We start from the raw sequence: 26,370 nt of genomic DNA, 5'->3' as shown, positions 1-26,370 counted from the left end.
GAATTCCTTTATTGAATTTCACCCCAGTTTTCACAGCTTTGCGCCGTGCGGCAATCACAAGTCTAGCATCGGCGGGGCTTTGCCGTTAGAGGTGCCCGCTATAGAGGATACCACATGCTAAAAACCCGCATCATTCCCTGTCTGGATGTCGCCGATGGCCGTGTGGTCAAGGGCGTCAATTTTGTTGGCCTGCGTGATGCGGGCGATCCGGTAGAGTCGGCAAAAGCTTATGACGCAGCCGGAGCTGACGAGATCTGTTTTCTCGACATCCACGCCACCCATGAAAACCGAGGCACCATGTTCGATGTGGTCCAACGGACTGCCGAACAGTGCTTTGTGCCTCTGACCGTGGGCGGCGGTGTGCGCACCAAAGAAGACGTGCGCGCCCTGCTGCTGGCCGGTGCTGACAAGGTCAGCTTCAACTCGGCGGCTGCGGCGAACCCGGATGTGATCGCGGAATCGGCGGATCAGTTTGGCAGTCAGTGCATCGTCTGCGCGATCGACGCCAAAACCGTCAGCCCCGGAAAATGGGAAATATTCACCCATGGCGGGCGCAAGCCCACAGGTATCGACGCAGTTGAATTCGCGAAAACCGTGGTCGCCAAGGGTGCCGGGGAAATCCTGCTAACTTCGATGGATCGCGACGGCACGAAAGCTGGGTTCAACCTGCCTCTGACCCGCGCCATTTCCGACGCCGTAGACGTTCCGGTTATCGCTTCTGGTGGTGTTGGCAATCTCGACCATCTGGTAGAAGGCGTGACCGAAGGCGGCGCAAGCGCTGTTCTTGCCGCCTCGATCTTTCATTTCGGCGAGTACACAATCCGCGAGGCCAAAGAGCATATGGCCGCCGCAGGCATTCCGATGAGGCTGACATGAGCATCCTGCAAGATCTGGCCGCAACCATTGAGGCCCGCAAAAAGACTGATCCAGACAGCAGTTGGACCGCCAAGCTGCTGGCCAAAGGCCCGGAAAAATGCGCCGAGAAGTTCGGGGAAGAGGCCGTCGAGGCGATTATCGAGGCTGTCAAAGGCGATCAGGCAAAACTGACGTCTGAGGCTGCGGATGTGTTGTATCATCTTCTCGTAATGCTGGCCGCGCGTGACGTCGCTTTGGACGATGTGTTGGATGAGCTGGCGCGGCGTCAGGGCGTCAGCGGCCTGGAAGAAAAGGCAGCGCGACCAAAGGGGTGACGCCTGCCCTCGCAATCTCGTAATGTGGTTCGGCAAGGTTCACGGATTGAAGGCGCGGATATGATCAAAGCTTTGGCGTTTGTATTTGCGCTTGGAATACTGGGGGCCTGTTCAGTCGCACCGCCGTCAACCGGAGACGAGGTTCAGCGGCTTGCGGCCGAAATTCGCAGCCTTGGCCCGGATATCGACCCCGAAGAAGCAGAGCGTGCGGCGCGCATCGCTTATTCCTATACCGTGCAGTTAGCACAGGAATACGAAATCACCGATCCCCCACTGATTCACAACGCCAAGGTCAACAAGGGTTTGCGCCCCCGGGGGTTGTGCTGGCATTGGGCCGAAGACATCGAACGGCGGCTGGATCAGGAAGGCTTTCAAACGCTGGAGATGCATCGCGCCATCGCCAATGCAGATAACCCGTTCCGCATCGACCACAGTACCGCCATCATCAGCCGCAAAGGGGAAACTATGTATGATGGTGTCGTACTGGACCCCTGGCGGTACGGTGGCACCTTATTCTGGTCTCCGCTGCCGGAAGATACGAAATACGAGTGGGTGCCGCGCGAAATCGTTCTGGAAAAGCGACGGCTAGAGCAGGTCGCGCGACTGAAGCCCCTGCCTGGCACCTGAACATTCAAAGCTTGGACGATATGACCCCGGTCGCGAAGCCGCCCATGCGCAGTTCTCCGAAAAGGCGTTGATATTCGATTTTCGGGCAACGATTCATCACAACATCAACACCGCGTGCTTCGGCTACGGCGGCGGCTTTGTCATTTTCCACGCCAATCTGCATCCAGATTGTGCGTAGACCAGGAAATGCCCCAAGCGCCTCATCAACGATTGGCGGAACTGCTTCTGAGCGCCGGAAAATATCCACCATATCCACCTGCTCTGGAATATCAGACAGCGAAGCCCGCACTGTTTGACCAAACAGCTGCTTGCCTGCATGGCCCGGATTCACGGGAATAACGGTGTACCCCTTAAGCGACAGATAACGCGCCACATAGTAACTTGGCCGCACCGGATTCATCGAAACACCGACAACGGCAATCGACTTGGTTCGCTGGAGGATGTCTTTCAGAAACGCATCAGAGTATTCGGTCATGCGCCCACCCTATTCGGACGATACAGAATAAAAAAGCGCCCAGGTAAAAACCTGAGCGCAAGTTGTTGGAACGAGGGACAGTGAAATGACCCGCGGCAGTTCCGTTCCGCGGTCACTGTGACATTTAGGCATAAGTTGAGAGAAAAAAAGAGGGGGTGCGCAATTTTGTGATGACAGATCACAAAAAGCGGAAACCCGCCTATTGCTCGTACAGCGCGGTGGGCCAATGTGCTTCGGCCATGCGGATGTATTCTGCAGTGTCGGTGTTCCATACTTGCTCGATCCCGGGTGAGTGCGTCAGGTACAGCCGTCCGTCAATCACTGTCCAAAGCTTCGGGTCTGTACTCACCAACTCTCCCATCGCCATGGCATACGCGCAGTATCCGCCGAACTGGGGCGCATAGGCCCTTGGGTTCATCTCGAAAGCATCGCGATTCTCGGCCGAGGCAAAGTGCCATTCGGCACCCTTCCACTTTACCGAAAATTCAGGAAGCCCAAGGCGCGGGGTGTCTTCGGTGAAATACGAAACCGCATCATATCCGGCCATAACTGCCCCGTCCGTCTGATAAAAGACGGGCATGTCCTGGGCAAACGCCGCCGGAGCAAACAGGGTGGCGGCCATCGCGCCAAGTAGGAAACGTCGGTTCATAACCACCAAGTCATGGTTTGAGGTTCAGTGTATTAATTTGCAATTTTTTGACACATCCGAAACCCCCATTAACGAGGTTGTGATCGCCTGAGATGCGAATACGTCCCCTCAATCAAAGATATCTTCAACAACGTCCCAGGCTTCATCCAGAACGCGCGAAAACAAACCCTTTTTCCTCTTTTTCTTCTTGTTCTTGTACGGGTGCTGGGTTTTCGCGGCATTACGAACCGGCTTGCTGTCCGAAAGTTTGCGCTTGGGCACCATTTTCAGGTCGTGCAGAGGCGCGCCGCAGTTTGAACAACTTAGCTCATGACGCTGCTTTCCCCTTAGAACCAGCGCCGCGCGGGTTCCACAGTAGCAGCAGGTGGCGATTTTTGAGGGCGTGGAAATGGTGCTCTCCTGTTTATCTGTGCCTTGAGGCATATAGGGCAATCGCAGCCGCGTTTGAGACGTTCAAGGACCCGAACCCACCCGCTGCGTCGATTTTCACCAGATGATCAACGGTTTCCTTGGTCTTCTGGCGCAAACCCGGCCCTTCGGCGCCAAGCACCAACGCCACCGGGTGATCCAGTTTGCCGTCCAAAGTGGCCTCGATCGTAAGGTCCGCTTCGCCGTCCAGCCCCAGCACCAAAAAGCCCATACCCTGCAACTCGACTATTGCGTCGGCCAGATTGCGAACACGAAGGTACGGCTGCCTTTCCAGCGCCCCACTTGCAGTTTTTGCCAATGCCCCCGTTTCCGGTGCCGAATGATGGCGCGTTCCGATAACTGCGCTGGCCCCCAGCACTTCGGCCGAGCGTAGAATCGCCCCGACGTTGTGCGGGTCTGTCACGCGGTCCAGTAGGATCACTCGCGGATGTTCTCGCCCGATACAGTTCTCGGCCAGCCCACCCCAGTCCAAGGGCTTCACTTCCAATGCCGCGCCCTGATGCACAGACCCCGGATCAATCGGGGCGGTGAATTTGCGTGGATCGACCATCTCGGGCTCAATCCCTGCAAACTCAATGGCTTCGGTCAGCTTGTCCCGCGCATTTCGGGTCACAATCAAGCGCAGCTTCTGCCGATCCGGGTTCATTAGGGCGTCGCGCACAGCGTGCAGACCAAACAGCCAGACGGTTTCCGACGCCGCAGCTTTGCGCGCCTGTTCCTTTTCAACGACCCACTTGGGTTTCTTCATTTCTTGGGCCTCCGGGCCGGGAAATCGGTTTCCTGCGCCAAAGCGATATTTTCCTGTTGACGCTCCTTTAAGGCGCTAGTAATCACGCCTCCACGTCAGGTGCAACGCCTGACAGTGGGCGACAGGCCGCAAGGTGTGGCAGGGGACTGTAACTCCCTCGCGGAGACGCACGCCTGGTTCGATTCCAGGGTCGCCCACCACTTCCAATCCACCAATAAAATATAGCTCATTTGCATGCCTTTCGGTGTTTGCGGTGGTTACACCGTGTTCCCATCATTTCCACACCAATGCCCTTGAATGCGCGTCGACGACTTCCTCAGTCTGGACAAAGTCTGGAAAAGTATTATGTTCATTTTAGTGACCCAGGGTGCTGTAACACCCTGAGTCGTCCACCCGTCCAGCTGAAAGGAAAGACGGAATGAACGCTGACACTATAGCTTTTGACGGCACCAATCATCTACTCCAAAACATCAACCCGATTATCGATCGGCTGGTCGGCTACCTCATAACGGGCAAGCCCGCTGTTGACCGCACATTGGATGCTCACCGGGATTTTTTACTTGGGAAGGCGGTCGAGCCACTGTCCAAGGATGACCTAGACGGTTTTGCCCAACATCAGTCGCGTGTGCTGAATTACGACAACGCTCTCAACCAGGTCGTCGATGTTGACCTGCCAGCCAGCCGACTTCGCACCTATTGCATCGACACGGAGGGCAAACCCGTCTTTTTCGGCTCTCTAAAGAACATCGTGCAACTCAAAAAGACGCTGGAGCCATACGCGCAGCCGAAACGGTGGAACGGCGACTTGTGGGAGCTGTTTCCGGTCATCCAATCTCAGGACGACGACCCTATCACCGACATGCTGCACCTCGCCGCAATCCGCATCGACTTTGACAAGGCGCGCGAGCGCCGCGCTGCGTTGGAGGCGAGCAGATGAACAAACGCAAGACAAAAGGCCAGCGTGATGCCATCGACCTGCTCTATCAGGCTCACGATATGGTCAGGGGGCCGCTCAGGACCGCCATTGCAGCCGCCATCGAGGTCGGAGAACAGGGCAACGGGACCGACCTTAACAACCTGTCATACGACCAGCTACGACCCGGCCAAAAACTCACTGACCCCAAACGGCCCGGCCTGCTTATGCGACATGGGAAGCTGGATGGTCGCCGGTGGGTTTTCCGCACCACCGAGCCAATGACACGCCACCAGATTGAGGTGCCGATGGGCAGCTACCCGGGTGTCAGCATCACTCAGGCCAGAGAGATGTGGCGACAACTGCGCGACCTGCGTAGGGATGCGAACGCAAAGTTTACCGAGGTGGTCGATGGCAAGCCGAGGCCGATGCACGCGGATAAGCTGCTTGGCAATGAGCCGACCGACCAGGTGATGACGGTCGAGCGCCTGATGCGCAGATACATCGAGGACTACGCCAAAAAGGTTAAGCGGTCGTGGACTGTCGACGAACGGCTGCTGGACAAACACATTGTGCCAAAGCTCGGCAAACAAGCGGTGTCAGGGGTCGAGGCTAAGGACATCACCCAGATTGTGCACTCGCTTCACGACCGGGCACCTCGGGAAGCCGAGAAACTGCTGGCTTGCCTGTCGACGATGTTCAATGTGGCCAAAGGCAAGACGCGCAAAATCAAGATTGCTGAGCCGTGGTTGCCCGAGGACATCGCCAACCCGATGTCAGGGGTGCCGCCCCTGCCCTCACGCAAGGTCGATGCTTACAAGCCGACAATAGACGAGATGCGCCGTTACTATGACAACCTCGACGAACTCGGCGAACTCAACGCTGATGCGTTGCGGCTGCAAACACTGACTGCGACTCGCATCAGTGAGGCAGTAGACCTACCGTGGTCGGAGATTGACCTGGATACCGGTCGGTGGACGCTGCCAGCCGAGCGCGCCAAGAACGGCACCGAGCATATTATCCTGATGCCTGTGCAGGCGGTCGAGATATTGAAGCGTCGTCGTGAAGCTGACCCTGACGGGCAATGGGTGTTCCCGTCTGTGAAGTATGCTGACGAGCATATGTCGGCGGAGACTGTGGCCAAAGCGTTGTCAGCCGGTCGAGGAACACTGGAAATCGACAAGCGTTTTGTCTCTCATTCTGTCAGGCACGCCGCAACAACCTGGTTTGCCGAGAACCTGGTACCCATTGAGGTCCGGGACCGTGTGCTGAACCACCTGCCACCCTCGACCCGTGTCGACAGCACCTATAATGGCGCGGCGCTGAACCAGCCAGCAGCGACTGCCTGGCAGCGGTGGGCAGACGCGGTCGTTGGCAATGAGAGCGCGGGTGTTGTGAGCCTTGACGGTGCGCGCGCGTGAGTGTGCGCAAACCTTGGAGCGGGGTGGTCGTTGTCGATGTCACCGACAAGACAACCAACCAGAAGGCCGAGGACATACTCCGCGACATCATCGCCGCCGACGCGCCAGCCATTTGCAACGGCGAGATGACCGCTGCGCAGCGAGCGTCAGAGTTTGAGCGTCTTTTCCGCTATCAGAAAGGTGTCGACGAGCTGGTGCGTGAGACAGAGGCCGCGCGGCGGGTGGCTGGTGCGAACAAGACGAACGCTATGCAGAGCCGGGCGGCGGCTGACTTCCGAAAACCCTGGCTCGCCAGATACAGGGCGTTGCGCGCAGACGGTCTGAGCCGCAAACGAGCAATCGACAGGGTCGACGAGGAAATGATTGCAGCCGGAAAAATGCGGTCGCGCGCCTGGCTCTACAGAAATCTGACCGATAGCTGACCCATTTTCTACGCCGCTTAGCGGCGTAGACCGATGACCTACCTGGGTCTGCCAAAGTGCTTCCTATCGACAAACGAAAGGAGGCACTTATGCCTTTCACTAACCACGGACTACCCGCCCAGGATGGCGGTGGTTTCGGCCACCGCGACTGGTCAATCCGCGAGCTGTATCACGCAGCTGGCTGGAGTGAAAATTTCATCTACGGCCTTATCCGGTCAGGTGAGATTAAGGCTTACAAGCGTGGTCGCGTCACCTCGATTGTGGGCCAGTCGGTTGACGACTACCGCGCGCGCAACGCGATCCAGCCGCAGACGGATGCCGCGGCGTGACGCGGCTTTTCGACACCTACCACCTCCAGAGTCGGATTCGGGAGGTTTACAATGACTGACCCCGCAATGGTTAAATCTGGCCACGACCGCATAGAGAACGACGCCTACGACACCTTAGAGGCCAAGTGGCTGGTCAAGGCCCTGAAACGGGCCTACGGCCTGCCATCGGTGGCCTGGGAGCCTCATGCGGGCAAGGGCGACCTGGTGGACGCATTGAAGAACGAGTCTGTGGCGGTTTACGCCTCCGACAAGACGCCGCGCCGCCACGATGTGCTGGAGCGGAATTTCTTTGATTATCGGCAGGTTCCGTCAGGTCAGATTCGCGGAATCGTAATGAATCCGCCCTATGACGATTTGGACATTCACGTCGAACACGCGCTGTTCCTGATGGCGCAGGTCAAAGGGACGGTGGCGCTGCTGGCACGGGCTGAATGGTCCTATGCCAAGTCACGGGCGCACCTGTTCAAGTTCGATGCCTTCGCAGCCAAGGTAGAGCTGACAACCCGACCGCGTTGGTTCGCGGATGGCAGCGGTAGTCCGCGGCACAACTTCGCTTGGTATATTTGGGACTTTATCAAGTCACCAAAACAGAAACCCGTCATCACCTGGGGGGTGAAGTGATGGAAGTCGTTGTCATCGACGACGACCAGCGCAAACACCACGAAATGCGCCTGCGACGGCTTAAGGAGAAACGAAAGAGGTCGCGTGCAGCTGACCCGGCGACACGCGACCCCAATCCAAAGGATAATTGAGATGAAACCGACAATATCAGATGACACCCGCAAAGTCATCGACGAGGTCTGGCCTGACCGAGACAAGAGCGCCGATGACCTGAGCCTGTCGAAGCCGCTGACGCTGGAACTGACCGGCAAAGAGAAAGTTCCCGTGGTCCTTGAGGCTGGCGAGTATATGCTCCGCGTCGTCGGGGCCAGGGGACAAATCACCCGCAACCGCGCGCAGCTGGTGCAACTAGACCTCAAGACATTTGGGGGCGAAAGCGTCGACGCGGCTCCGCTGGTTGTCGGTGTCACGCCTGGCAAGGCCGACAGCAGTCATGCACGGCAGTTTGTCGAGCGGAACCTGGGGGCACTGACCGCCATCATCAACGCTTGTGGCCTGAGCCAACGACTACCTGGCCTGGCCGCTCCTGTTCTGGATGAGCTGATGGGCCGTGAGGCGCTGTTCACGCTTGGCTGTGAGCAACGGCAAGGCCGGGTGCAGAACACCATCCTGAGCGCACGGGCATTGTCAGCTGACAACCCTGCCAATGCTGAAACCCCTGACTCTAAACCCGACGAGTCAGACGATGTCATCGGTATGGCCCTATGAGTGCGCACAAAGAGACCCCAACCCGCTTTGGTGAAGTCGCAGCGACGCTGTGGCAGCACGGATACCGACCCATCCGTCTCAAACCGGATACGAAAATTGCCTATCTGAGGGGGTGGAACAACCGCAACGAAACTCAGTGGACGCAAAACGCGCTGACCAGGCAGATACAAGCGAGCGGAGACGACGCTTGCGGCATCGCAGTCCATAAGGAACTGTGCGTACTCGACATCGACATCCTTGATCCAGCCGTCAATCAAGAAGTTGTCGGGCTGGCCAACGAATTACTCGGTTTGACCTCGCTTGTGCGCATCGGCAACGCACCAAAGCAGGTGCAGGTCAGGCGGTCAGACGGCACCACAAGGTCCAGGAAGGCCCACCCGCTGGAGGTCTTCAGCGGCTCTGGCCAGGTGGCCGTGTTCGGTTTTCACCAGAAGGCCGGACGACCTTACCAGTGGCCAGAGCAGTCGTTGCTGGATGTGAATGCCACCGACCCGTCAATCCCGATTGTCAGCGGTGCCCAGGTCGATGCGTTTATGGTCGCCGCCGAGCCTATCCTGCGCGAACTGCGTGCCGAGATGGCAGCTAAGCGGGGGCATCGTCTGAGCAGGTCAGGAAGTGTCGGATCGTGGCCTGCGCGGTGGAAAGAACTCGCGGCTATGGGGCCGACGCGCGCGGCATTGACCATCGCCCAGGAAGCCGTGGCTATCGGGTCGGGGCGGCACGACGCGTTCTTTTACCTGGTCAACCAATGGGTGCGAGAGGGTAAGTCGCCCGACGAGCTGACTTATCTGCTGGAGCGGGCCGCGCCCGCCCTGATGGCTCATATCGACAAAGGCGACGACTACTCAGGCAGGGTCGTCGGTTTCGCCCTGGACAACCGCTGACGCGAGTTTGACGCCGATAATGAGCCATGTCTGGAACGGCAGGCGGCTCAGCCCAACACAACATCAAAAACAGGGGGATGATACATCCCTCGAAAGGAAATTGAGATGCAAAACGAAAGCGAACAGCTGGACGCAATGCTCGGCGTTGTGCTGGGCGAACCGGATGTGCGGCTCAACGGAGCGTCCGCACCGTTAGTCGTCGACACGCACGACGAGGCGACAGACGAAAACCCATACACTGCTGGCGCGATTAAAACAGCCGCCGATATGCTTGCGATATTTGAGGAGCGGGTCAGTCGTGGCGGTGCTGACCTGCTCTTGGAAATGTCGATGGTCGCTGAGATACTGGCCACCAGAGACGACATCCCCGGGCTATACGACTTGATGCACGCCAGTGTTGTTGCCGCAGGGTGGACAATCACCAAAGAGGCGTTCGTGGACGGGTTAACGAGCGAAGTCGAGTCTCGCAGGGCAAACGAAGCGGCTACGCAAACGGACGAAGACGACGAGCCCCCGAGACTGGCAGCGGTCGACAAAGTGCTCCAGATTGCGAAACAACACACCCTCTATACCGACCCCAGCGGGGAGGCTTACGCAGATTGTGTCGTCATCGGGCACAACGAAACTTTTCGCGTGGGCGGCAAGCAATACAAGGAACTGCTGGCTGGCGCATATCTGCACCAGACAGGCAGGGCGGTAGTGCCAACGACCCTCGACAACGCGGTTCATACCATCAAGGCACTCGCCAAGCACGGCAACGGTGTTACCGCTCCGCAGGTCCACGAGGTGTATGTGCGTTGCGGTCGTCACGGTCAGGATATTTACATCGACCTTGGCACACCTGACTGGCAGATTGTGAGAGCCACGGCATCAGGGTGGGACATCATCTCGTATGATGTGTGCCCTTGCAAATTTGTTCGGTCGTCTGGAGCGAAGGAACTGCCAACACCCGTGCGTGGCGGGTCGGTCGACGACCTTAAGAAACTGATAAGGTTTCAGACCGAGAACGACTTTCTGCTGGCGGTCGCGTGGCTTCACGCAACGCTCAAACCCGAGGGGCCGTTTCCCATACTGGCAATCTCGGGTGCGCACGGGGCCAGCAAAACCGGGTCAACGCGCGCCTTGCGAAAACTGGTCGACAACCACTCGCCACTGGATGTTGTCTTTCCCAAAAAGACCGAAGACCTGATGATTGCGGCCAAGCACCAGCGCGTTGTGGCCTATGACAATGTCAGTTTCGTCAGCGAGGACCAAAGCGATGCGCTTTGCAGGCTGGCGACTGGTGGCGGGTTGTCGAAGCGGGCGCTCTACACGGACGACGACGAAGCAACAATCGAGGTAAAACGCCCGGTCTTGCTGAACGGAATTAATGAGCTGTTCGTCCGCGAAGACCTGGCCGACCGGATGTTGTCGATAGAGTTGCCCAGGATACCCGACAAAGAACGGAAGACCGAAGCGGCGATGGAAGCGAGGTTTGACCGCCTGGCTGGTGGCATCCTTGGTGGCCTGCTGGACGGGGTCGTTGCTGGTTTGAAGCACGGACCTACCCTCAAATTGCCAGCGCTGCCGAGAATGGCCGACTTCGCGTCCTGGGCCGCTGCCTGCTCGCTTGCCACCAACAACAATCCCGACGCCTTTCTGGATGCCTATACGGAGAACCAGGGCGAAGTTCTGGCCGGTGTGCTGGAGAACAATCCGGTCGCGGGGGCGATAGTCGCTGTTATGCACGACCCCAACGGACCATCAAAGCTGACCGGGTCGTCGAGCGAACTCAAACGGCACCTGGAGGGACTGCTGGTCGATGATGGCAAGGGCAACAAAGTGTTCCTGGTCGACAAAACCGCACGAGGATGGCCGAAAGCGCCCAACGCGTTTAGCAGCGCCCTCGCACGAGCCAAACCGCTTTTGGGCCACAACGGCATCTATGTCGGTGGGGGGAGACGGAGCAAAAAAGACCGTGTCAGACGGCATGTTTTGAAGCTGGTAACCCCTAAGCCGAAGGTGCCGTAGTCGTGGCTAAGGCGACAACGGTAGAGGCGAACGGTCGCGAACGATGGGTGAACGATGATTTTCGGGGGCCATCGTTCTACCTTAACCCATTGTCTTTAAAAGTTATTTTTAAAAAATGCGAACGGTGCGAACGATGTTTTCGCGAAACCTTTTATTTAAACCCTGAAAAAGACCCCAATATTTACACAGACGACCGCTGTGTAATTAAAGCCAACGACTTCAACGACTTAAGAATTACACAGGAGTCGTTGATATTTGACGGTGCAGCTGTCGGTTTCTGGATGTCTAATAAGGAGTTTGCCGAAAACATCGTTCGCATCGTCCGCCCATCTGGATTAACCGTTTTTTATCATAGGCTTAAGGTAGAACGACGCCCCCTCGAAAACATCGTTCGCACATCTTTCGGACATCGTTCGCATCGTTCACCCCCCGAAATGCTCATCGTTCACCCCCCAAAACCAACGCGGAGAACCGGTTATGACCCGCGCCGACCCAGAGCTGTATGACGTGCGAACCGAGCGCGTCGAGATGGAAACTGACGAGCCTTGCGGCGCGTTCGCTGACCCTTCAGTGCCCCTGCCACCACCCGACAACCCGCAGGCCCTGTTATCACCGATGGTCACTGTTCACGCCGCGCTGGCGAGCTGTATGCCAAGGGCGCAGCAACACCGCGTGACCGCCACCAACACAGGCAGGAAGTGGAAGTGCCCCCGCCCCACTCCAATGCCCCCGCTGACCGTTCGGACAGTCCGAAAGAAAGTCGACCGGCTCAAGGTCGTGGTCCGCGAACACCAACCCGACCTCGCGCCATACCTGTCGGTTCTGGATGCTGATGTCAGGGCACTTGAGCGGTTATTCCTGACGACGACCAAACCATCCGGCACGGCAATGCTTAGGGCACGCAACCTATGTCGGTGCTCACTCCTGCGCCTGGCTTGTCTGGTAGTCGGTGTCCGGCACGGCTCGGTCGTCCTCTACAAATCCGACCAGGTCGGCGTTGCCAGGTTTCCCCCAGTCAGAAAGATGCTGGAGCTGCCCAGGATAACAGTGACCGCGATGTCGGTCGAGGGCGGTGCACTCGACGCACCCGGCGTCTGGCAGCGGATTTACGCAGCAGCAAAGCGCCAGGGAAAGCCGGACCACTATGGCTATATGCGTGGCACATACGACCAGCTGGTCAAACCCCTGCGTTGGCACACCACAAACAGCGTCAGTATGGGTGTCAGGGGGGTTATGGCCAACCTCGTCGGTTTTGGTGCCGACGCAACCCTACCACTTGAGACGCGGATGCTGCTCGGCCCAGATTGCGCGTGGGATGTTGTCGAGGCCATCGCCAGGACGCACCCACCTAAGCGCCTGCTTTGAGGCTTTTGTGGTTGTCTGGTATCCTCGGCAACGACGAACACACCAGCGGAAACCGGATTATGTCGTTTATCGAGGAACTGGCCAGGAAGTCAGGACGACCACCAAACTTTTTCTCAAGGGCGTTCTTTGAGCAACTAAGATACATCGAACACCAGGACACCCTCGACATCCCTGCCCAGAAGGTCGCCGACTGGATACGCGCCAACGGACAACGATTTGCTTGTCTGAAAGTCGAGCGCGACAAAGGTCAGAGGAAACTGAGATACGAATACGAGCTTTTGTCGGCTCCAGACGATGGGTCGCTTGTCGGGATGGTCATTGAGTCATCTGAGGCGTTGTCGACTGCCGGTGCGTTCCTGGTGTTCTGCTCTGCCTTCGACGACCTTGCAGCCGAGGTCGGAATGGCACCGAGGATGTTGCGCGAAGAACTGAACACCGGCGGCTATCTCAAACGCGACAAAAACAGGCTGACCCTGTCATTGACTCCGACGCCGGTTTCCAAAATCCCACCGGAGGCGGGGCCGCGCGCTCGCAGGGCTGTTGGCATCAAGGGTCGTCTGCTCGACGACCACCCACCAATCTGAGCAAATATGTATTCCGGTGGTAAACAACGGTTTTGCTGTCAGCCAAGCCAACGCGTTGCTCTTTCGAGGCGTTTCTGCTGCTAAATAAGGTCACGAAACCCGGCTTCAGACACATATTTTATCTGTTCGTCGAAACCGGAAATCTTTTTGGATAGCTCCGTTAGCCACTTGACTGCCCATTCACGATATTCGTGGTTTTCGACGTGACGAGCGGTCATCAACAGAAAAATCGCGTCATACCAGCTCGCGCCATGGACATTGGACTTGAGACGCTCGGCGCACTCTAGCATTTCTTTCCCAAAGAGCTTTTTGTCCAACTCATATTCTACAGAATAAAGCCCCACCAACGCGGTCAATCCAAGTTTCTTCCGAGATTTTGCCAACTTCTGAAAAAGCGAGAAGGTAAATGGTACGTCTCTGACTTTACGTCCAGGGTTTTCATCCCAAACGACAAACTCACCGCTTATACTTGGCGTGCTCGCCGCTCCGTTTTCTCCAACTATCGTTTGGGCAGAATATTTCTTTTTGAAGCGGGATAGGCTGTGCTTCTTGTTCAAGGAAACTATAGGCATCTGTTTGGCTCCAGCAAAAAAAATTGTGTTAAGAACTACGACCATGTCCGCTTCGCGATTTAGGTTCAGATCGGTTTTGTAGGTTGCTTTTTCGCGCCAACTTTGTTTGAAGTTCTGCCAATATCCAAAGTGTTTACCAGCAGCCGACACCTAATTTTGGCTGACTCAAATGAGAATGACACCCATATAAAAACTCAGACAGGCACCCCCTTGGACACCCCCCGGGTGGGGTAGTCTTAAGGGATGCGAAAATTCGCGCAAAAATATAATCGAAGGACTTATTGTCCCAAGCTAACCACTGAATTTATAAATACTTGCACAGCCAATTCCAGACATGGCTCGCTATGAACATCTTGCTGTCAAAACCCACTAGCCCGATGCCGTTGGTGAGCGATAGTTGAACCGCGAGCTCTGAAGCGATCAGTAGTTGAACCATGAATAGTCGATATCGAACAAGCGTCTAATCCGATCGGCTTGTTCAGGAGTAGACGAGAACTCAGAGGTAGATTGGTTTATGCGTTTTGCGGTGACCGTCCCGTTTTCAACCTCATGTTCGCTGAACTGCTCTGATAGATTGATCAGTTCTTTGTTCAAAGCCTCCACTTTTCCAATACGGCTATATTTTATGATGTCGGGGCGGAGATTAAAGAATTGAGGGCGAAAATGTGGATCGAAACGCCGTGGATTTTCTGAAATACCGTATTCGATATAGTCTAGGAAGATATCGAACTTTTGGCTGCTTGTGCGGTCGGAATTGAACCCAAAGCCTTTGATGTAGGGCAAATGGCGGCTGTGCTCTGGGTTTTTGAAATCGAGAAAAAAGTTCTTGAATGCACTTTCGACCCGATTTTTCGGATCTCGCACAAAGCTAAATTTGAAAACCTTGTCGTCTAGTAGGCCACTCAATAGCTCGTGCGGGCAGTCTTTCCCTCGTACTAACTCAGGGCATTGATGTATGTCGCCGATGTATTTTCTTCCGTACTGCCATTCATATATCTTTGCGGCCACTGCACTTGTGCCACACTTGGGGTTTTTGACATAGACGTACGCCCCATTGTTGGAAAAGACCGATCGACGTGCCAACTCCTGGATTTCTGTGTCTAGTTTTCCCAGATGCGCTTTGTTCTTGTAGGCGGGAAAAAGAGCGGACAGAAATCTGTACCTGTAGATCTTCGGTGCGCTGGAATAACGTACTTTGGACAACATGTAACTTTGCACTCAGCCTCTGGGACAGAAACGATCTCGTACTTGAAGATATCCGGTTTGCATTCTCATGACAATTTCGAGTGACATAGCTCTAACTACAACAGTGCTCCTTTTTGTAGACTGCCAATATTGCGGAAAAGACGTGTTCTATATTTGGGCGCGAGATCGGAAAGGACGGATTTGGTTACCAAAAAACGCATTGCCATATTCGCACAGGGCTCTCGTGGAGACGTTCAGCCATATATAGCGTTGGCCCTGGGGTTAGCGCGGCGTGGGCACGACGTGGTGCTCGCGGCACCCGACGATTTTGCGAGTTGGATCGGCAGTTTCGGTTTGTCGTACGCCGCGATGGGTACCAATATACAGGATCTTCTCCAATCCAGTGAAATCCGCAAAATTTTGGCGGGCAATCCGTTTGGTATTGGAAAAATTTGGAAAAGCATTGCAATACCGATGCTCGAAAAGTCGCTCGAGACCCTGTGGGAAGTCGGGCAGAACGCCGATATATTGGTTCATCATCCAAAGGTCATAGGTGCTGCAGATATTGCTGAGGTCACAGGCGCTCCGGTTGTCCGAGACTGGATCGCCGCAGTTGGCGCCCAGACGGCTTACATTGAACCTGGGAGCCCGTGGGAGAACGGATACTGTGAAAGTTTCAATGGCAGGTTCAGGGATGAGCTACTCAACGGTGAAGTCTTCTACAGCCTGCGCGAAGCTCAAATTCTGATCGAACAATGGAGGAGACACTACAACACAAAGCGGCCCCACAGTGCACTGGGCTATCGCCCGCCAGCACCTGAAACCATCATCCCAATGGATTACAGGCCGACGATGCACTAACAATCAATTTGGACCAGTCAGATGAGGCTGCTCAGTCCGGCTTACACGGATTTGCTGGAAGCCTGTGTAGCAGACAGCAACACTACTCCGGTACCTTAGTGTGAGAACTTGTATTATCTGGAAGACGTCTGGAAAAGACCTTTGCAAGCTTAGAAATTACTCTCACAAGACGAGGACTGTAACTCCCTCGCGGAGACGCACGCCTGGTTCGATTCCAGGGTCGCCCACCATCTTCTTCAGATGGTGAAAAAGTTCAACAGGCCGTTAATTCGGCAGGCATTGCCATTCATCCACCACCTGCCCCCCTTTCAAAACCAAAAGTGGCCCGAACTGGTTCAGTACCGCCTCGCTTTGTGTTGGTCGCAATAGGGCGATGTTCCCAGGTGTCACGCTGGAATCCAAGGGACCGGTCCATACTTCTTGATTGCTTGATCGGCCGAAAATCGACGAATAGGAAAAACCGTCTGGGAACACGGGCTGCCCCAGAAAATGCCCGCCGAATATCGCCAAGTCCGTCTTCCGTCTGGGCAGAAAGTCCAAACCCGGTAACGCGTTGCCCTGCATCACTTTCAGGATTGGCGAGGCGATAAAGGCCGCTGGTTGAAACGCTGCCGTCGTCGGGTGGTCAAAGTCCGTGGGCTTTACCAGAACGGACCCAAAGGCGACCTCATTTGCGGCGCTGCCAGCAGCATAGGACTGGAACGTCAGGCTGCCCCCTGTATTCAGGCAAAGCCCCTCACCTGCATTTGGCAGCCCTGCTATCGCACGTTGGAATGCGCTTGCGCTGGACCGCATGGCGCGGGATTTCAGAACATGCGGCAGCTTGGCCAGATGCGCCTCATACCCCATGACCCCGGCCAACGTCGCATAGGGATGGCTGCCAATACGTTGCGCGATCTGAGGAATGTCTTCAGCGCGCAACCCGCCCCGGTGTAGGCCGATATCAACCTCAAGCGACAGACGAAGCCGAAGATTGAGAGCTTGGGCCAGCGCCAAATAGGCATCCAGATTTTCAGCCGTGTCGATGAGCCATTGGACGCGTTCCGCCGCGGTCGGGTTCTTTTTCAGCACACGTGCCGCCGAACTGACTGGCAAAGGCTTACCGATCAAATGGTCAGTATCAGGCTCTGCGTCCAGCAGCGTCGACAACATAGGCTCGGAGAAGGTCATGAGCCCTGATGCCGGAACTTTCGCCCGAATGTGATCCAGCAACGGCAGACATGGGAGGGATTTGGCCACAAGACGGCTTGCCAAGCCCTGAGCAGCCAAACTAACCGCCAGAGAACAATTAGCGTCGAGCCGATCAAGATCGACCACGGCCACTGGTTTATCCACCCCATAGTCACGCAGCGCTGCGGACAAGTTTTGTAGGTATTCCGCCGTCATGGTCGGAACAGTTTGTTCAAAGCGGACGTAAGAAACTTTCCGTTTGGGTCCAATTGCTCTCTCACCGCGCAGAAACGGTCGAAGTCGGGATACAGGCGCGAAAGTTCTTTATACGTCAAACTATGGATCTTACCCCAGTGCGGGCGCCCTCCGGCCTCAAGGAGTATTGGCTCGATATCGGCAAAGTAACGCGTGTGATCTTCGGCGGCGTCGGTATGAATCGCAACCGAAACACGCGGGCCACCCTGAAACGGAGAAATGCAGGCCGTATCGCCCGCGGTGTGCCTGACCTCAATCGGAAAATATATGTCCGGATGGTCACGGTGCAGACGCGTGAACACATCCCTAAGCACATCCCCGGCGACATCGGGCGGCAGGTGATACTCCATCTCATTGAACCGAATGTGGCGATCACTGCACAGCACGCGCCAGCTTTCGCCGACGTAATCCTCATACGACTGGGCCAGAGTCAGCAGCTTAAGTAGCGCACTGCGCAGACCGCTGCTGTAGCGTCCTGCGTTTCTAGCCAGCTTCAGCACCTTGACCGCAATCATGTCCAGATCGCGCGGGGCCTTGGTCTCGGGCGCGTCTGTCATTTCATGGCAAATCTCAACGGCCTTTCCGGTGAAGGGGATGTAGAAAAACTCAAAATTCCGAAACTCCGCCCATTTTTGGTGCATGCTGGCAATCGTTTCTTCAAGCGGTACCAAGGTTACACGACGACGCAGGCTATACTTCGGAATTACGGCGATTTGCGCGTCGGTCAGTACGCCAAGTAACCCAAGCGAGACCTGAGCCATCTCAAGGGGGATATCCTCGGTCGACAGGATGTCTCCACATGCCCCGACAAAACTGGCCGCGGTGATTTCGGCGGAAATGCAGGGTAATTCCCGGCCGGTTCCGTGTGTTGCGGTCGCGGCCGCACCCGCCAGCGATTGCGCGTTGATGTCCCCAAGGTTGCGAAAGGCCAACCCGTGATCGGCCAACGCCGGAGAAAGATCGCGCAAACGCGCGTTGGCGTTTACCCAGACGCGGTCTTCGCTGACCTGTCCCAATGTCGGTAAATTCAAGTTGGACAAATCCAGAATGCGATCCGCACCAGCCACGATCGGCGTAAAGGAATGCCCCGCACCAACAACGCGCATACCGTCAGGTTGTGCGACAGCGTGTTGCAGTTCGGCAAGGGTAGAAGGGCGCAATATGGGTGCGCTTGAGCTTTGGCCACCTGCCCAGTTGGTCCACATCTGCAATCTCCTCCCAATTGAAGGATTGCAGCACATCGACCCCAAAACAAGTCAGGTTTCCAGCAGGTTACCCAACGGCAACTAAGATCAGGCGGCCGCCGCGCGCTCTGCTGTTACGCGGGCGAACCACTCGATGATCGCGTCGACCTCGGGTGCGATCTGTTCGGCGGCCCCATCGGTGAAGGCTTCGAATTTTTCCCTGTTCAACCCATTCACTCCAACCAGAACCGGAATGTCCAGCGCAAGCGCCTCGGCGATAACAGGGCGAAAACCGCGCCCGTCGGCTTCGTGTTTGCCGAACTTGTTCACGACCAAGAGTTGAGGTGCATCGGCCAGTGACGAAGTGACATACCCCACGGCCTGCTCTAGTGCGGCGGGGTCCAGACGACATCCACGCGACTGTTCGCCCAGCGACTGCGAAATGCGGATCGTTTCGCCTGCGGGCAAAACACGAACATCCATGTCGCATTTGCTGCTGTCCGCGCATTCGGTGTTGGTTTGCACGACACCCGCTAGCTGTGCACCGGTTTTCAGCAACTGCTCAGCAGCCGCGCTAAGCAGTCGATCGGTTGCGCCACGCTCTGTCGTGGTTACGTAGGCCAGGTACATTCAAAGACCCCTTGATAAAACTGTGACATTCCAGATAGCACGCAAGTCGCCCTCGGACCACTCTTTGCATTATGGCAGCGGTGAAAGTCCGATCACAGACTCGTGCGCACCAAGCCGAACCAGGTACGCCGCCAGCGACGCGACCCAAACCCAAGCACGTGACCATGGCTGCGGAACCCGCAGAGACAGCCGCGCGGTGTTGCGGGACAAACGGACCCATTCCGGCCCCATCTCGCGAGATTTGCGGCGATCAATCACAGCCATACCCATGCCTGCGAATCCAGCGAACAAACCAAACAAGATCACATGTGACAAGCTGCCATTGGCCAACAGATGTGCCACAGCCCACAGCTTCAGGGTGGCCAGAACAGGGTGGCGGGTGGTGCGCAATATGCCGGGGTTCTCGGGATCAAACGGACGATGACCCAAGCCACCGAAAGAGAACGGGTTTTGCACAGACACACCACTGACAGCCAACCAGCACACAACGGGCATACACAATAGCGGAATCCACCTCAGGATCGCGAGTGGCGGAATGACCTCAACATAAGGCGCGTGGGCGGCTGCGACGATCAGCCAGACGAGAACCACCAGAGACAGGACAGAATATGCGCTGTAATACCCCCGCCGACCAAGCAATGAGATCAGATACCCGCGCACAGCGGGCCGGGCTGGAATCATATGGCTCAGAAGAAATACAATCAGCGCGGCAAAGAAAGGTCCCCAGCTCATCATCATAGACTCCGTATATTCTGCACCTGATTTACGGCAGCGCGGCTGGGCGAAACTTGTCCGAAATCAAGTCGGGGGCGGGGCAGTCGCGCTGCCCCTGCCCTTTTATAATCCCAGCGCCTTGCGGCGTTCTTCGGCAAAGCCCTGCACCATGCGGTCGGCGATCAGCGCCAGAATCGCCATCGCAGCACCAGCCGAGATGCCAAGCCCGACATCCGCCTGCCCCAGCGCCAGATAAATCGACTGGCCCAGACCGGTGGTCCCGATCAGCGCCGCAATCACCAGCATCGCAAAGGCATAAAGGATCGTCTGGTTCAGCCCCAGCAGAATGGTCGGCGCAGCATAAGGCGCACGAACATCGCGCATGATCTGCCACTCGGTGGCGCCGCTAGAGATCGCGGCCTCCATCATTTCCTCGGGCGTGTTGACCAGCCCATGCCGGGTGTAGCGGATCATTGGCACGATCGCGTAGGCGCAGATCGCTAGAAAGGCCGAGAACTCTCCGATCTGGAACACCATCAGCACTGGGATCAGGAACACGAACAAAGGGATCGTCTGCAGCATGTCACAAACCGGTCGGACGATTTTCCAGACGGGTTCCCATACGGCGCTGGCCAGACCGATCAGCCCGCCGACCACGGCGCAGGAAAACACCGCCGCACCGCTGAGGTAGAGCGACAGCAAAGCGCGCTCCCAAAGGCCCGACACAAGGATGGTGCACAGCAGCCCCACCGACAGCACCGCCAGTCGCCAACCGCCCGCCACATAGCTGAGCGCGGCAGCCCCGGTCAGAACGAAGGGCCACGGAAGGTTTGCGATGCCCGTTTCCAACATGCCGATCAGGATCAGCACGACCAACCCTCCGGTCAGATGCCCGCGCCATGCCATCAGTGCGGCGATGACGGCGGCAACGATGAACAGGCCATAGCTCATGCCCTGCGTCCACTGGAATCCCCATGTGAAGGGCAGCACCGCTTGATCCAAGCCAATCCGCAGCGGCAGCAGCACGTAGAACAGAGAATTGTTCTTGAGCGCATCCAGCCACGGGCCGTTGGCCTGCGTAAAGGCGGTCAAGCCACTGTCGATCGCCTCGGCCATTGGGTCCAGCAGGGTCAGCTCGGACGGGTTCGGCAGCCACAGCCAGAAGGCGGCCGTGAACAGCACGGTAAAGCCCAGAACCGCCCAGACGACACGCTGGTCATAGCGTTTGCGCTCAGTCGCCAGCGTCCCGCTCATCCGGTCGATGACGACGGCGAAGACCACGATCACAAGACCGGCCATCAGGGATTCGCCGAACTGCGCCTTGCGCATGGTCAGCAGAACCTCCCAACCGATATCATTGAAGCCACCGATTACGGCCGCGATGATCACCATCGAAAGCGCCGCCATCAGGCACTGGTTCACACCGACCATGATCTGCGTTGCCGCCGCCGGGATTTCCACCTGAAACAGTTGCTGGAACCGCGTGCCGCCAGACATGATGGCAGCCTCTTTGATTTCGGGTTCGACCCGTTCCAGACCCAGCATCACGTTCCGCGCCATGGGCGGTGCGGCGTAGATGGCCGAGGCGATCAGACCCACCACCGGGCCAAAGCCGAACAGCAGCAAAAGCGGCGTTAGATAGGCAAAGGTCGGCACCGTCTGCATCACATCCAGCACGGCCTGAACAAAACTCTTCACGCGGGGGATTTCATTGGCAAGAATACCGATCCCGCCCCCCACAACCAGCGCCACGGGAACTGAGACAACAACCAGCGCCAGTGTGTTCATGCTTTCGGCCCAATAGCCCGAGGCAAGTACAAATGTCAGGCCAAAAAATCCAAGCGCCGCCATGGGCAACCCGCCAAGATACCAGCCCAGCGCGGTGACAAGCCCGATCAGGATCGGCCACGGGGTATTCCCCAGCACGAAATTGGCCGCATCCATTGGATAGGTCATCAGGTCCGAGAACAATCGCATCGCCGGTTTGATGCCGTTCAGGAACCAGTCCAGAAAGGCTCCGACCCACTGGGTTGCGGGCAGCTCCCACGCGGTGGGCCATTTGACCAACCACGGGGCAATGCCCTCAAGCGCAAGGCACAGCGCGCCGACCACAGCGGTAATAAGCGCGGCCTTGGCCCCAACCGTTAGACGCGCCTGCGCGGGAACGTCGGTCATCGCGGTCATGTCTCGTCCACCTGAAGTGCCGCAGCCAGGTCGGACGGGTGGACCGTGCCAACGATATTGCCTGTCTCATCCCGCACAGGAACGGGCTCATACAGCTCCATGCAATGCGCCAGCGCGGCGTCCAGCGTCATACTGGTGGTCAAACCGGGATCATCCGGGCCACGCTCGGATTCATCACGCATGACCGAGGCGACCTTGGCGTGCTGACCCTTGGCAACATCTTTTGAGAATTCGCGCACATAGTCATCGACCGGGCGCAGAACGATGTCCGTCGGTGTCCCGATCTGAACGATCTTGCCATCGCGCATGATGGCAATGCGGTCGGCCAGCTTCAGCGCCTCTTGAATGTCGTGAGTGATAAAGACGATGGATTTCTTCAACGTCGCCTGAATGCGCAGGAACTCATCCTGCAACTGGCGACGGATCAGGGGATCGAGTGCCGAGAACGGCTCGTCCAGAAACCAGATATCGGGGTTCACGGCCAGAGACCGCGCAATGCCCACACGTTGCCTCTGACCACCGGACAGCTGCCGGGGGAAGCTGTCCTCGCGCCCCTCAAGACCGACCAGCGAGATCACTTCCTGCGCGCGGGTCAGACGTTCTTTTTTACCCACGCCCTGCACGCGCAGCGGGTAAGCGACGTTTTCGGCAACGGTCATATGCGGGAACAGGCCGAAATGCTGGAACACCATGCCCAGCTTTTTGCGGCGCAAGTCCGTCAGCACCTTTTTCGACGCGCCCATGACATTCTCACCATCCACGCGGATTTCGCCACCCGTGCCGGGAAGCAATTGCGAGATACAGCGGATCAGCGTCGATTTACCTGAGCCCGACAGGCCCATTATGACGAACAGCTCGCCCTCTTTGACCTCAAAATTGGCGTCTTGCACGGCGGGGATAAAGCCATGTTCCCTCAGATCCGAGGCGGCCTTGTCGGCGTCATTCCCTGACCGAGACAGCGCGTCGGTCAGGGCCTTGTCAGCACCTTGGCCAAAGACCTGCCAGAGGTTCTGGCAGGCGATGGCTGGCATTTTAGCGTCAGTCACTTAGGCTGGCTCACTGCGTTGCTGCGTCAACGACCGGACGCCACTTGCCTTCGTTCTCGGCCATCCATGCCGCGACAACTTCTTCGACTTTACCGCCGTCAACGTCAATCGCGCCCATCATCGGCTGCTGGTCTTCGACCGCCAGTTGATAGTTGGTAAGGATCTCATAAGCAGCAGGCCATTTGTCTTCCATGCCGCTCCAGCTTGCCTTGAAGATGCGGGAGGGCGAGAAATCGCAGTCGTTTACCGCGTTCGGGTTCGGCCCCCAGGATGGGTCGTTAAAGCACGCTTCTTCACCTGCTGGCAGCTCGACGAATTGCACGTCATAGGCCGACATCGCCCAATGCGGCTGCCAGAAAGTGATCAGCAACGGCGATTTACGCTCGGTCGAGGCACGCAGTTCGGCAATCAGCGCGCCTTCAGACCCGGCAGGAACGGCTTTGAACGGCAGTTCCAGGCCAGTCATCCGGTCCGCGCCGGGGGTGCCCCAATCGGCCGGGTAATCCACCAAACGACCGCCGGGCAGCGTTTCCGCAGTTGCAAAGACCTGCGCGCAGTCTTTCAGGGCTTCCCAGGCAGGCAGGCCCGGACACAGTTCGGCCACGTGCGCGGGATACGCAATGCCTTCCTTGGCATCGAGGCCCAGATCACCGATTTCAACGACGGTGCCTTCCTCAACCTTTTTGGCATACTCATCCGAGACATTCGACGACCAGATCTCCAGCGTTGCATCGATATCGCCATCGGCCAACGCCTGGAACTGGTTCATCATGCCTGCAGTGACATATTCCACGTTATAGCCCGCGGCCTTGAGCATCTCACCGGCAACATGTGTCGTGACATGCTGGCCGGTCCATTCATTGATCGCCAGTTTGATCGGTTCGTCCACAGCGCCCATATCGGCTGCGTATGCAGATCCGGCTACCGTCATCGCCAAAAGGCTTACACTCAGTTTTTTCATCGACATTCTCCCTGTCTTCTATTCTTTGCCCAGACCGGCGCGATCGCGCGCCGGAAAGCTTGTCGCATGACAATACCATGTCGCAACATGCACAAATTTGGCTGGGAAAGGAAAGTGAACAGTTTGATGCATGGCTGGGTCGCCATGATCGAAATCCCACCTGATTCCCCGCCTTTCACTATGCGCCGCGCCCCACCCCTTGTGTTTACGCCATATTCATCGAGGCGGGAAGTTGATTGACGAGTCAATCACAAACCAAAATCGTACAGTTTGTCGAGCATTTCTTTTACGTATTGAGTGATTTTCTGACCCTCGCCCAAGAATTGATCTTCCGTACATGCCTTGCATCACCGGCACTTAAACGCGACCCTGTGGTCGGAGGGCGTTTTTTATGCATCATTTCGACGAGATCTTTTCCATAGCAGCTAAACGGCATGGCGGTCACGGCGCGCTGGATCAAAAACTCAGCAAACCCAAAACCATAGACGAACTTGCTGCGGTTCCGGATGACCGCTGGCTTGCGATCATAACCAAGTGCATCTTTCAGGCTGGGTTCAACTGGAAAGTCATTGAGGCCAAATGGGATGGCTTTGAAACGGCCTTTGATGGGTTCGATGTCGGGCGCTGTGCTTTCATGGATGACGAAAAGTTCGACTCGCTGCTGCAAGACACCCGAATCGTGCGAAACGGTACAAAAATCGCGACCGTCAGAGACAATGCGGCCTTTCTTCTTGAACTGCGGCAAGAAGGGGGTGCAGGCAAGGTGCTGGGCGGATGGCCTTCGACAGATTTCATCGGATTGCTAACGATGCTGGGCAAGCGAGGGTCGCGTCTGGGTGGGGCCTCGGCCCAATACGCCATGCGGTTTGCCGGGCGCGACAGTTTCATCCTTTCGCAGGACGTGACCGCCCGGCTGATTGCAGAAGGGGTTGTGGACAAGGCCCCGACGTCCAAGAAAGCGATGATTACCGTTCAGGATGCGTTCAATGTCTGGATGGACCAATCGGGCCGGTCGCTAACCGAAATCAGCCGTGTTTTGGCAATGAGTGTATGAAAACGGGTTACAGAGTGATTGCAACGCACTAGGCTTTGAACATGATGCGCCTTATTTTGATGACGTTTCTATTGCTGTTTGCCTCCTGTGGACGGCCGCTGACGGATCAGGAGGTAGCCTTTGCCAGCGCTGTTCAGGGCGACACGCTGAATCTTGAAAGCGTGCGACTGGTCGAGGGCGCCCCGGTCGCGCCAATTACGTTTTATCGTGAAAAGCGACCGCGCCTTGCCTGCCGGGAACGTATTCTACCCCCGGCTGAGGAAGGTGTTGTAACAGCGAAACCCGCAGCCGTTGCCCTGTTCAATCGCGTCTACTTCACACGCGAATGGTATCTGGAAGACTATATGTCTGACTTTCCGGAACAAATGGACCTGATCGCCGCGATGCTTCTGGCCCACGAACTGACCCATGTTTGGCAATGGCAGAACCGCAAGACAACGGGATATCACCCCTTGCGGGCGGCGGCCGAGCATGGCGGCAACAAGGACCCCTACCTGTTTGATCTGGATACCTCGCCTGATTTCCTTTCCTACGGGTTTGAACAACAGGGCGCGATTGTCGAGGAATATGTGTGTTGCCGGGCGCTGGACCCGACCGCTCCGCGTACAATGCGGTTGCACGAAATGCTGGGCCAGCATTTCGACCTGTCGCCATTGCCAAAGCAAGAACGGGAACGGGCCGTGGTTATCCCTTGGTCCGAGGCAAAGGTTGAAGGCATCTGCCGCTAAAAATCAGCCACCCTGAATCGTCTCAAGATACGCGACCAGATCAACAATCGGCTGGCTGGTTAAGATAGGCTGACCTTCAGGTGTTTTCATTGAGGTGTCCTGCCCGTCAAAATAAGGCCCGTATACCGGCATCGGGCTGCCGTGGCTGACCAGAGGGTCGCGCCCGTCAATGCGGGCCACAACCCGGGCCGTCGGGAACACTCCGCCGTCACCGGAAAGCTGGGTCAGGTCGGTCGGTTGAATAACCAAAACGCCGGCCATAGGCCCATGACCTGTTGCGTCGATCCCGTGACAGGTCGCGCAATAGTGCTGATAAAGTTCGGCCCCGGTCTCAACGTCCTGGGCGACTGCCTGAGAGGCCACCGCCATCAGCCCTAAAGAAACAGCCCCGAGTATCCGTCTGGTCATCCTATCCTCCTGTCGCGATTGACATTTGCAGGCTTGCCCGAAG

Annotated in this window: 31 protein-coding genes and 1 tRNA gene; 18 read left to right on the top strand and 14 right to left on the bottom strand. The window is 56.9% G+C overall.

Going from position 1 to position 26,370, the window contains the following annotated elements:
• Positions 1-114 precede the first annotated feature (114 nt).
• Genes hisF through GOX75_RS01365 form a run of 3 tightly spaced genes read left to right on the top strand, consistent with a single transcriptional unit; the run spans position 115 to position 1,817 of the window.
• Entirely contained in the window at positions 115-876 is a 762-nt protein-coding gene (gene hisF, locus GOX75_RS01375) for an imidazole glycerol phosphate synthase subunit HisF (protein WP_171120608.1), read from the top strand.
• Positions 873-1,190, top strand: coding sequence for a phosphoribosyl-ATP diphosphatase (locus tag GOX75_RS01370; protein WP_171120606.1), 318 nt, complete (start codon positions 873-875; stop codon positions 1,188-1,190). Before hisF ends, GOX75_RS01370 begins: the two co-directional genes overlap by 4 nt.
• Positions 1,191-1,250: 60 nt before the next feature.
• Positions 1,251-1,817, top strand: a complete 567-nt coding sequence (locus tag GOX75_RS01365) for a hypothetical protein (RefSeq protein ID WP_171120604.1) — start codon at positions 1,251-1,253, stop codon at positions 1,815-1,817.
• Between the two features lie 4 nt (positions 1,818-1,821).
• Here GOX75_RS01365 and GOX75_RS01360 read toward each other — a convergent pair whose 3' ends face one another.
• The 4 genes from GOX75_RS01360 to rlmB form a co-directional block, all read right to left on the bottom strand.
• Complete coding sequence (locus tag GOX75_RS01360) at positions 1,822-2,292, bottom strand: CoA-binding protein (protein WP_171120602.1); 471 nt, start codon at positions 2,290-2,292, stop codon at positions 1,822-1,824.
• A gap of 199 nt (positions 2,293-2,491) precedes the next feature.
• Positions 2,492-2,941, bottom strand: coding sequence for a YHS domain-containing (seleno)protein (locus GOX75_RS01355; protein WP_254428665.1), 450 nt, complete (start codon positions 2,939-2,941; stop codon positions 2,492-2,494).
• Between the two features lie 108 nt (positions 2,942-3,049).
• Complete coding sequence (locus tag GOX75_RS01350; protein WP_171121677.1) at positions 3,050-3,364, bottom strand: hypothetical protein; 315 nt, start codon at positions 3,362-3,364, stop codon at positions 3,050-3,052.
• Complete coding sequence (rlmB, locus tag GOX75_RS01345) at positions 3,345-4,118, bottom strand: 23S rRNA (guanosine(2251)-2'-O)-methyltransferase RlmB (protein ID WP_171120598.1); 774 nt, start codon at positions 4,116-4,118, stop codon at positions 3,345-3,347. The genes GOX75_RS01350 and rlmB overlap by 20 nt, the downstream gene beginning before the upstream one ends.
• Before the next feature lie 116 nt (positions 4,119-4,234).
• On the opposite strand from rlmB, the gene GOX75_RS01340 reads away from it, so the two are divergent.
• The 12 genes from GOX75_RS01340 (at position 4,235) to GOX75_RS01285 (ending at position 13,375) form a co-directional block, all read left to right on the top strand.
• A tRNA-Tyr gene (locus tag GOX75_RS01340) sits at positions 4,235-4,318 on the top strand.
• Between the two features lie 218 nt (positions 4,319-4,536).
• A complete protein-coding gene (locus tag GOX75_RS01335) occupies positions 4,537-5,055 on the top strand; it encodes a hypothetical protein (protein WP_171120597.1) in 519 nt (172 codons plus the stop codon).
• Positions 5,052-6,452, top strand: coding sequence for a site-specific integrase (locus GOX75_RS01330; RefSeq protein WP_171120594.1), 1,401 nt, complete (start codon positions 5,052-5,054; stop codon positions 6,450-6,452). Before GOX75_RS01335 ends, GOX75_RS01330 begins: the two co-directional genes overlap by 4 nt.
• Complete coding sequence (locus GOX75_RS01325) at positions 6,449-6,874, top strand: hypothetical protein (protein ID WP_171120592.1); 426 nt, start codon at positions 6,449-6,451, stop codon at positions 6,872-6,874. The genes GOX75_RS01330 and GOX75_RS01325 overlap by 4 nt, the downstream gene beginning before the upstream one ends.
• A gap of 89 nt (positions 6,875-6,963) precedes the next feature.
• On the top strand, positions 6,964-7,203 hold the full coding sequence (locus GOX75_RS01320; RefSeq protein ID WP_171120591.1) for a helix-turn-helix domain-containing protein: 240 nt from the start codon (positions 6,964-6,966) through the stop codon (positions 7,201-7,203).
• Positions 7,204-7,254: 51 nt separating this feature from the next.
• The gene (locus GOX75_RS01315) at positions 7,255-7,824 is read left to right on the top strand and encodes a hypothetical protein (RefSeq protein ID WP_171120589.1); all 570 of its coding nucleotides are present in this window, start codon (positions 7,255-7,257) and stop codon (positions 7,822-7,824) included.
• 132 nt (positions 7,825-7,956) lie between these two features.
• Entirely contained in the window at positions 7,957-8,532 is a 576-nt protein-coding gene (locus GOX75_RS01310) for a hypothetical protein (RefSeq protein WP_171120587.1), read from the top strand.
• A complete protein-coding gene (locus tag GOX75_RS01305; protein ID WP_171120585.1) occupies positions 8,529-9,416 on the top strand; it encodes a hypothetical protein in 888 nt (295 codons plus the stop codon). The genes GOX75_RS01310 and GOX75_RS01305 overlap by 4 nt, the downstream gene beginning before the upstream one ends.
• Before the next feature lie 105 nt (positions 9,417-9,521).
• Positions 9,522-11,426, top strand: coding sequence for a hypothetical protein (locus GOX75_RS01300; protein WP_171120584.1), 1,905 nt, complete (start codon positions 9,522-9,524; stop codon positions 11,424-11,426).
• Positions 11,427-11,428: 2 nt separating this feature from the next.
• On the top strand, positions 11,429-11,932 hold the full coding sequence (locus GOX75_RS01295; RefSeq protein ID WP_171120582.1) for a hypothetical protein: 504 nt from the start codon (positions 11,429-11,431) through the stop codon (positions 11,930-11,932).
• Positions 11,904-12,791, top strand: a complete 888-nt coding sequence (locus GOX75_RS01290) for a hypothetical protein (protein WP_171120580.1) — start codon at positions 11,904-11,906, stop codon at positions 12,789-12,791. The genes GOX75_RS01295 and GOX75_RS01290 overlap by 29 nt, the downstream gene beginning before the upstream one ends.
• Before the next feature lie 59 nt (positions 12,792-12,850).
• A complete protein-coding gene (locus tag GOX75_RS01285; RefSeq protein ID WP_171120578.1) occupies positions 12,851-13,375 on the top strand; it encodes a hypothetical protein in 525 nt (174 codons plus the stop codon).
• A gap of 80 nt (positions 13,376-13,455) precedes the next feature.
• Here GOX75_RS01285 and GOX75_RS01280 read toward each other — a convergent pair whose 3' ends face one another.
• Both GOX75_RS01280 and GOX75_RS01275 read right to left on the bottom strand, forming a co-directional pair.
• Positions 13,456-14,097, bottom strand: a complete 642-nt coding sequence (locus tag GOX75_RS01280) for a hypothetical protein (protein ID WP_171120576.1) — start codon at positions 14,095-14,097, stop codon at positions 13,456-13,458.
• 270 nt (positions 14,098-14,367) lie between these two features.
• Entirely contained in the window at positions 14,368-15,153 is a 786-nt protein-coding gene (locus GOX75_RS01275; protein WP_171120575.1) for a sulfotransferase family 2 domain-containing protein, read from the bottom strand.
• A 129-nt stretch (positions 15,154-15,282) separates the two neighbouring features.
• Here GOX75_RS01275 and GOX75_RS20465 point away from each other — a divergent pair, with 129 nt between their 5' ends.
• Entirely contained in the window at positions 15,283-15,993 is a 711-nt protein-coding gene (locus GOX75_RS20465; RefSeq protein ID WP_371808129.1) for an integrase core domain-containing protein, read from the top strand.
• A gap of 264 nt (positions 15,994-16,257) precedes the next feature.
• Here the strand turns inward: GOX75_RS20465 and GOX75_RS01265 are convergent, their stop codons facing one another.
• The 7 genes from GOX75_RS01265 to GOX75_RS01235 form a co-directional block, all read right to left on the bottom strand.
• A complete protein-coding gene (locus GOX75_RS01265) occupies positions 16,258-17,379 on the bottom strand; it encodes an alanine racemase (RefSeq protein WP_171120573.1) in 1,122 nt (373 codons plus the stop codon).
• Positions 17,376-18,623 (bottom strand): D-arabinono-1,4-lactone oxidase, encoded by a 1,248-nt coding sequence (locus GOX75_RS01260; protein WP_171120571.1) that lies wholly within the window; start codon positions 18,621-18,623, stop codon positions 17,376-17,378. The genes GOX75_RS01265 and GOX75_RS01260 overlap by 4 nt, the downstream gene beginning before the upstream one ends.
• A gap of 87 nt (positions 18,624-18,710) precedes the next feature.
• Positions 18,711-19,232 carry a DUF2478 domain-containing protein gene (locus GOX75_RS01255; RefSeq protein WP_171120569.1) on the bottom strand — a complete coding sequence of 174 codons (522 nt, stop codon included), beginning with the start codon at positions 19,230-19,232 and terminating at the stop codon, positions 18,711-18,713.
• Positions 19,233-19,301: 69 nt separating this feature from the next.
• The gene (locus GOX75_RS01250; RefSeq protein WP_254428664.1) at positions 19,302-19,964 is read right to left on the bottom strand and encodes an NnrU family protein; all 663 of its coding nucleotides are present in this window, start codon (positions 19,962-19,964) and stop codon (positions 19,302-19,304) included.
• 105 nt (positions 19,965-20,069) lie between these two features.
• Positions 20,070-22,130, bottom strand: a complete 2,061-nt coding sequence (locus tag GOX75_RS01245) for a proline/glycine betaine ABC transporter permease (protein ID WP_171120565.1) — start codon at positions 22,128-22,130, stop codon at positions 20,070-20,072.
• Entirely contained in the window at positions 22,127-23,176 is a 1,050-nt protein-coding gene (locus GOX75_RS01240; protein ID WP_171120563.1) for a betaine/proline/choline family ABC transporter ATP-binding protein, read from the bottom strand. The genes GOX75_RS01245 and GOX75_RS01240 overlap by 4 nt, the downstream gene beginning before the upstream one ends.
• Before the next feature lie 10 nt (positions 23,177-23,186).
• On the bottom strand, positions 23,187-24,137 hold the full coding sequence (locus GOX75_RS01235) for an ABC transporter substrate-binding protein (RefSeq protein ID WP_171120561.1): 951 nt from the start codon (positions 24,135-24,137) through the stop codon (positions 23,187-23,189).
• Between the two features lie 391 nt (positions 24,138-24,528).
• Here GOX75_RS01235 and GOX75_RS01230 point away from each other — a divergent pair, with 391 nt between their 5' ends.
• Positions 24,529-25,191 (top strand): DNA-3-methyladenine glycosylase I, encoded by a 663-nt coding sequence (locus GOX75_RS01230; protein ID WP_171120559.1) that lies wholly within the window; start codon positions 24,529-24,531, stop codon positions 25,189-25,191.
• Between the two features lie 41 nt (positions 25,192-25,232).
• A complete protein-coding gene (locus GOX75_RS01225) occupies positions 25,233-25,919 on the top strand; it encodes a hypothetical protein (protein ID WP_171120557.1) in 687 nt (228 codons plus the stop codon).
• A gap of 3 nt (positions 25,920-25,922) precedes the next feature.
• Here GOX75_RS01225 and GOX75_RS01220 read toward each other — a convergent pair whose 3' ends face one another.
• Positions 25,923-26,327, bottom strand: coding sequence for a c-type cytochrome (locus GOX75_RS01220; protein WP_171120555.1), 405 nt, complete (start codon positions 26,325-26,327; stop codon positions 25,923-25,925).
• Between the last annotated feature and the right edge of the window lie 43 nt (positions 26,328-26,370).

This window comes from Ruegeria sp. HKCCD7251, from assembly GCF_013031165.1.
GTDB lineage: Bacteria > Pseudomonadota > Alphaproteobacteria > Rhodobacterales > Rhodobacteraceae > Ruegeria.
This window is presented reverse-complemented; position numbering and strand designations above follow the sequence as displayed.

What these genes read in the sequence shown, in the direction of transcription:
- hisF (WP_171120608.1), top strand. Translation starts at nt 115, where the DNA reads ATGCTAAAAACCCGCATCATTCCCTGTCTGGATGTCGCCGATGGCCGT.
- GOX75_RS01370 (WP_171120606.1), top strand. Translation starts at nt 873, where the DNA reads ATGAGCATCCTGCAAGATCTGGCCGCAACCATTGAGGCCCGCAAAAAG.
- GOX75_RS01365 (WP_171120604.1), top strand. Translation starts at nt 1,251, where the DNA reads ATGATCAAAGCTTTGGCGTTTGTATTTGCGCTTGGAATACTGGGGGCC.
- GOX75_RS01360 (WP_171120602.1), bottom strand. Translation starts at nt 2,292, where the DNA reads ATGACCGAATACTCTGATGCGTTTCTGAAAGACATCCTCCAGCGAACC.
- GOX75_RS01355 (WP_254428665.1), bottom strand. Translation starts at nt 2,941, where the DNA reads ATGAACCGACGTTTCCTACTTGGCGCGATGGCCGCCACCCTGTTTGCT.
- GOX75_RS01350 (WP_171121677.1), bottom strand. Translation starts at nt 3,364, where the DNA reads ATGCCTCAAGGCACAGATAAACAGGAGAGCACCATTTCCACGCCCTCA.
- rlmB (WP_171120598.1), bottom strand. Translation starts at nt 4,118, where the DNA reads ATGAAGAAACCCAAGTGGGTCGTTGAAAAGGAACAGGCGCGCAAAGCT.
- GOX75_RS01335 (WP_171120597.1), top strand. Translation starts at nt 4,537, where the DNA reads ATGAACGCTGACACTATAGCTTTTGACGGCACCAATCATCTACTCCAA.
- GOX75_RS01330 (WP_171120594.1), top strand. Translation starts at nt 5,052, where the DNA reads ATGAACAAACGCAAGACAAAAGGCCAGCGTGATGCCATCGACCTGCTC.
- GOX75_RS01320 (WP_171120591.1), top strand. Translation starts at nt 6,964, where the DNA reads ATGCCTTTCACTAACCACGGACTACCCGCCCAGGATGGCGGTGGTTTC.
- GOX75_RS01315 (WP_171120589.1), top strand. Translation starts at nt 7,255, where the DNA reads ATGACTGACCCCGCAATGGTTAAATCTGGCCACGACCGCATAGAGAAC.
- GOX75_RS01310 (WP_171120587.1), top strand. Translation starts at nt 7,957, where the DNA reads ATGAAACCGACAATATCAGATGACACCCGCAAAGTCATCGACGAGGTC.
- GOX75_RS01305 (WP_171120585.1), top strand. Translation starts at nt 8,529, where the DNA reads ATGAGTGCGCACAAAGAGACCCCAACCCGCTTTGGTGAAGTCGCAGCG.
- GOX75_RS01300 (WP_171120584.1), top strand. Translation starts at nt 9,522, where the DNA reads ATGCAAAACGAAAGCGAACAGCTGGACGCAATGCTCGGCGTTGTGCTG.
- GOX75_RS01290 (WP_171120580.1), top strand. Translation starts at nt 11,904, where the DNA reads ATGACCCGCGCCGACCCAGAGCTGTATGACGTGCGAACCGAGCGCGTC.
- GOX75_RS01285 (WP_171120578.1), top strand. Translation starts at nt 12,851, where the DNA reads ATGTCGTTTATCGAGGAACTGGCCAGGAAGTCAGGACGACCACCAAAC.
- GOX75_RS01275 (WP_171120575.1), bottom strand. Translation starts at nt 15,153, where the DNA reads ATGTTGTCCAAAGTACGTTATTCCAGCGCACCGAAGATCTACAGGTAC.
- GOX75_RS01265 (WP_171120573.1), bottom strand. Translation starts at nt 17,379, where the DNA reads ATGACGGCGGAATACCTACAAAACTTGTCCGCAGCGCTGCGTGACTAT.
- GOX75_RS01260 (WP_171120571.1), bottom strand. Translation starts at nt 18,623, where the DNA reads ATGTGGACCAACTGGGCAGGTGGCCAAAGCTCAAGCGCACCCATATTG.
- GOX75_RS01255 (WP_171120569.1), bottom strand. Translation starts at nt 19,232, where the DNA reads ATGTACCTGGCCTACGTAACCACGACAGAGCGTGGCGCAACCGATCGA.
- GOX75_RS01250 (WP_254428664.1), bottom strand. Translation starts at nt 19,964, where the DNA reads ATGAGCTGGGGACCTTTCTTTGCCGCGCTGATTGTATTTCTTCTGAGC.
- GOX75_RS01245 (WP_171120565.1), bottom strand. Translation starts at nt 22,130, where the DNA reads ATGACCGCGATGACCGACGTTCCCGCGCAGGCGCGTCTAACGGTTGGG.
- GOX75_RS01235 (WP_171120561.1), bottom strand. Translation starts at nt 24,137, where the DNA reads ATGAAAAAACTGAGTGTAAGCCTTTTGGCGATGACGGTAGCCGGATCT.
- GOX75_RS01230 (WP_171120559.1), top strand. Translation starts at nt 24,529, where the DNA reads ATGCATCATTTCGACGAGATCTTTTCCATAGCAGCTAAACGGCATGGC.
- GOX75_RS01225 (WP_171120557.1), top strand. Translation starts at nt 25,233, where the DNA reads ATGATGCGCCTTATTTTGATGACGTTTCTATTGCTGTTTGCCTCCTGT.
- GOX75_RS01220 (WP_171120555.1), bottom strand. Translation starts at nt 26,327, where the DNA reads ATGACCAGACGGATACTCGGGGCTGTTTCTTTAGGGCTGATGGCGGTG.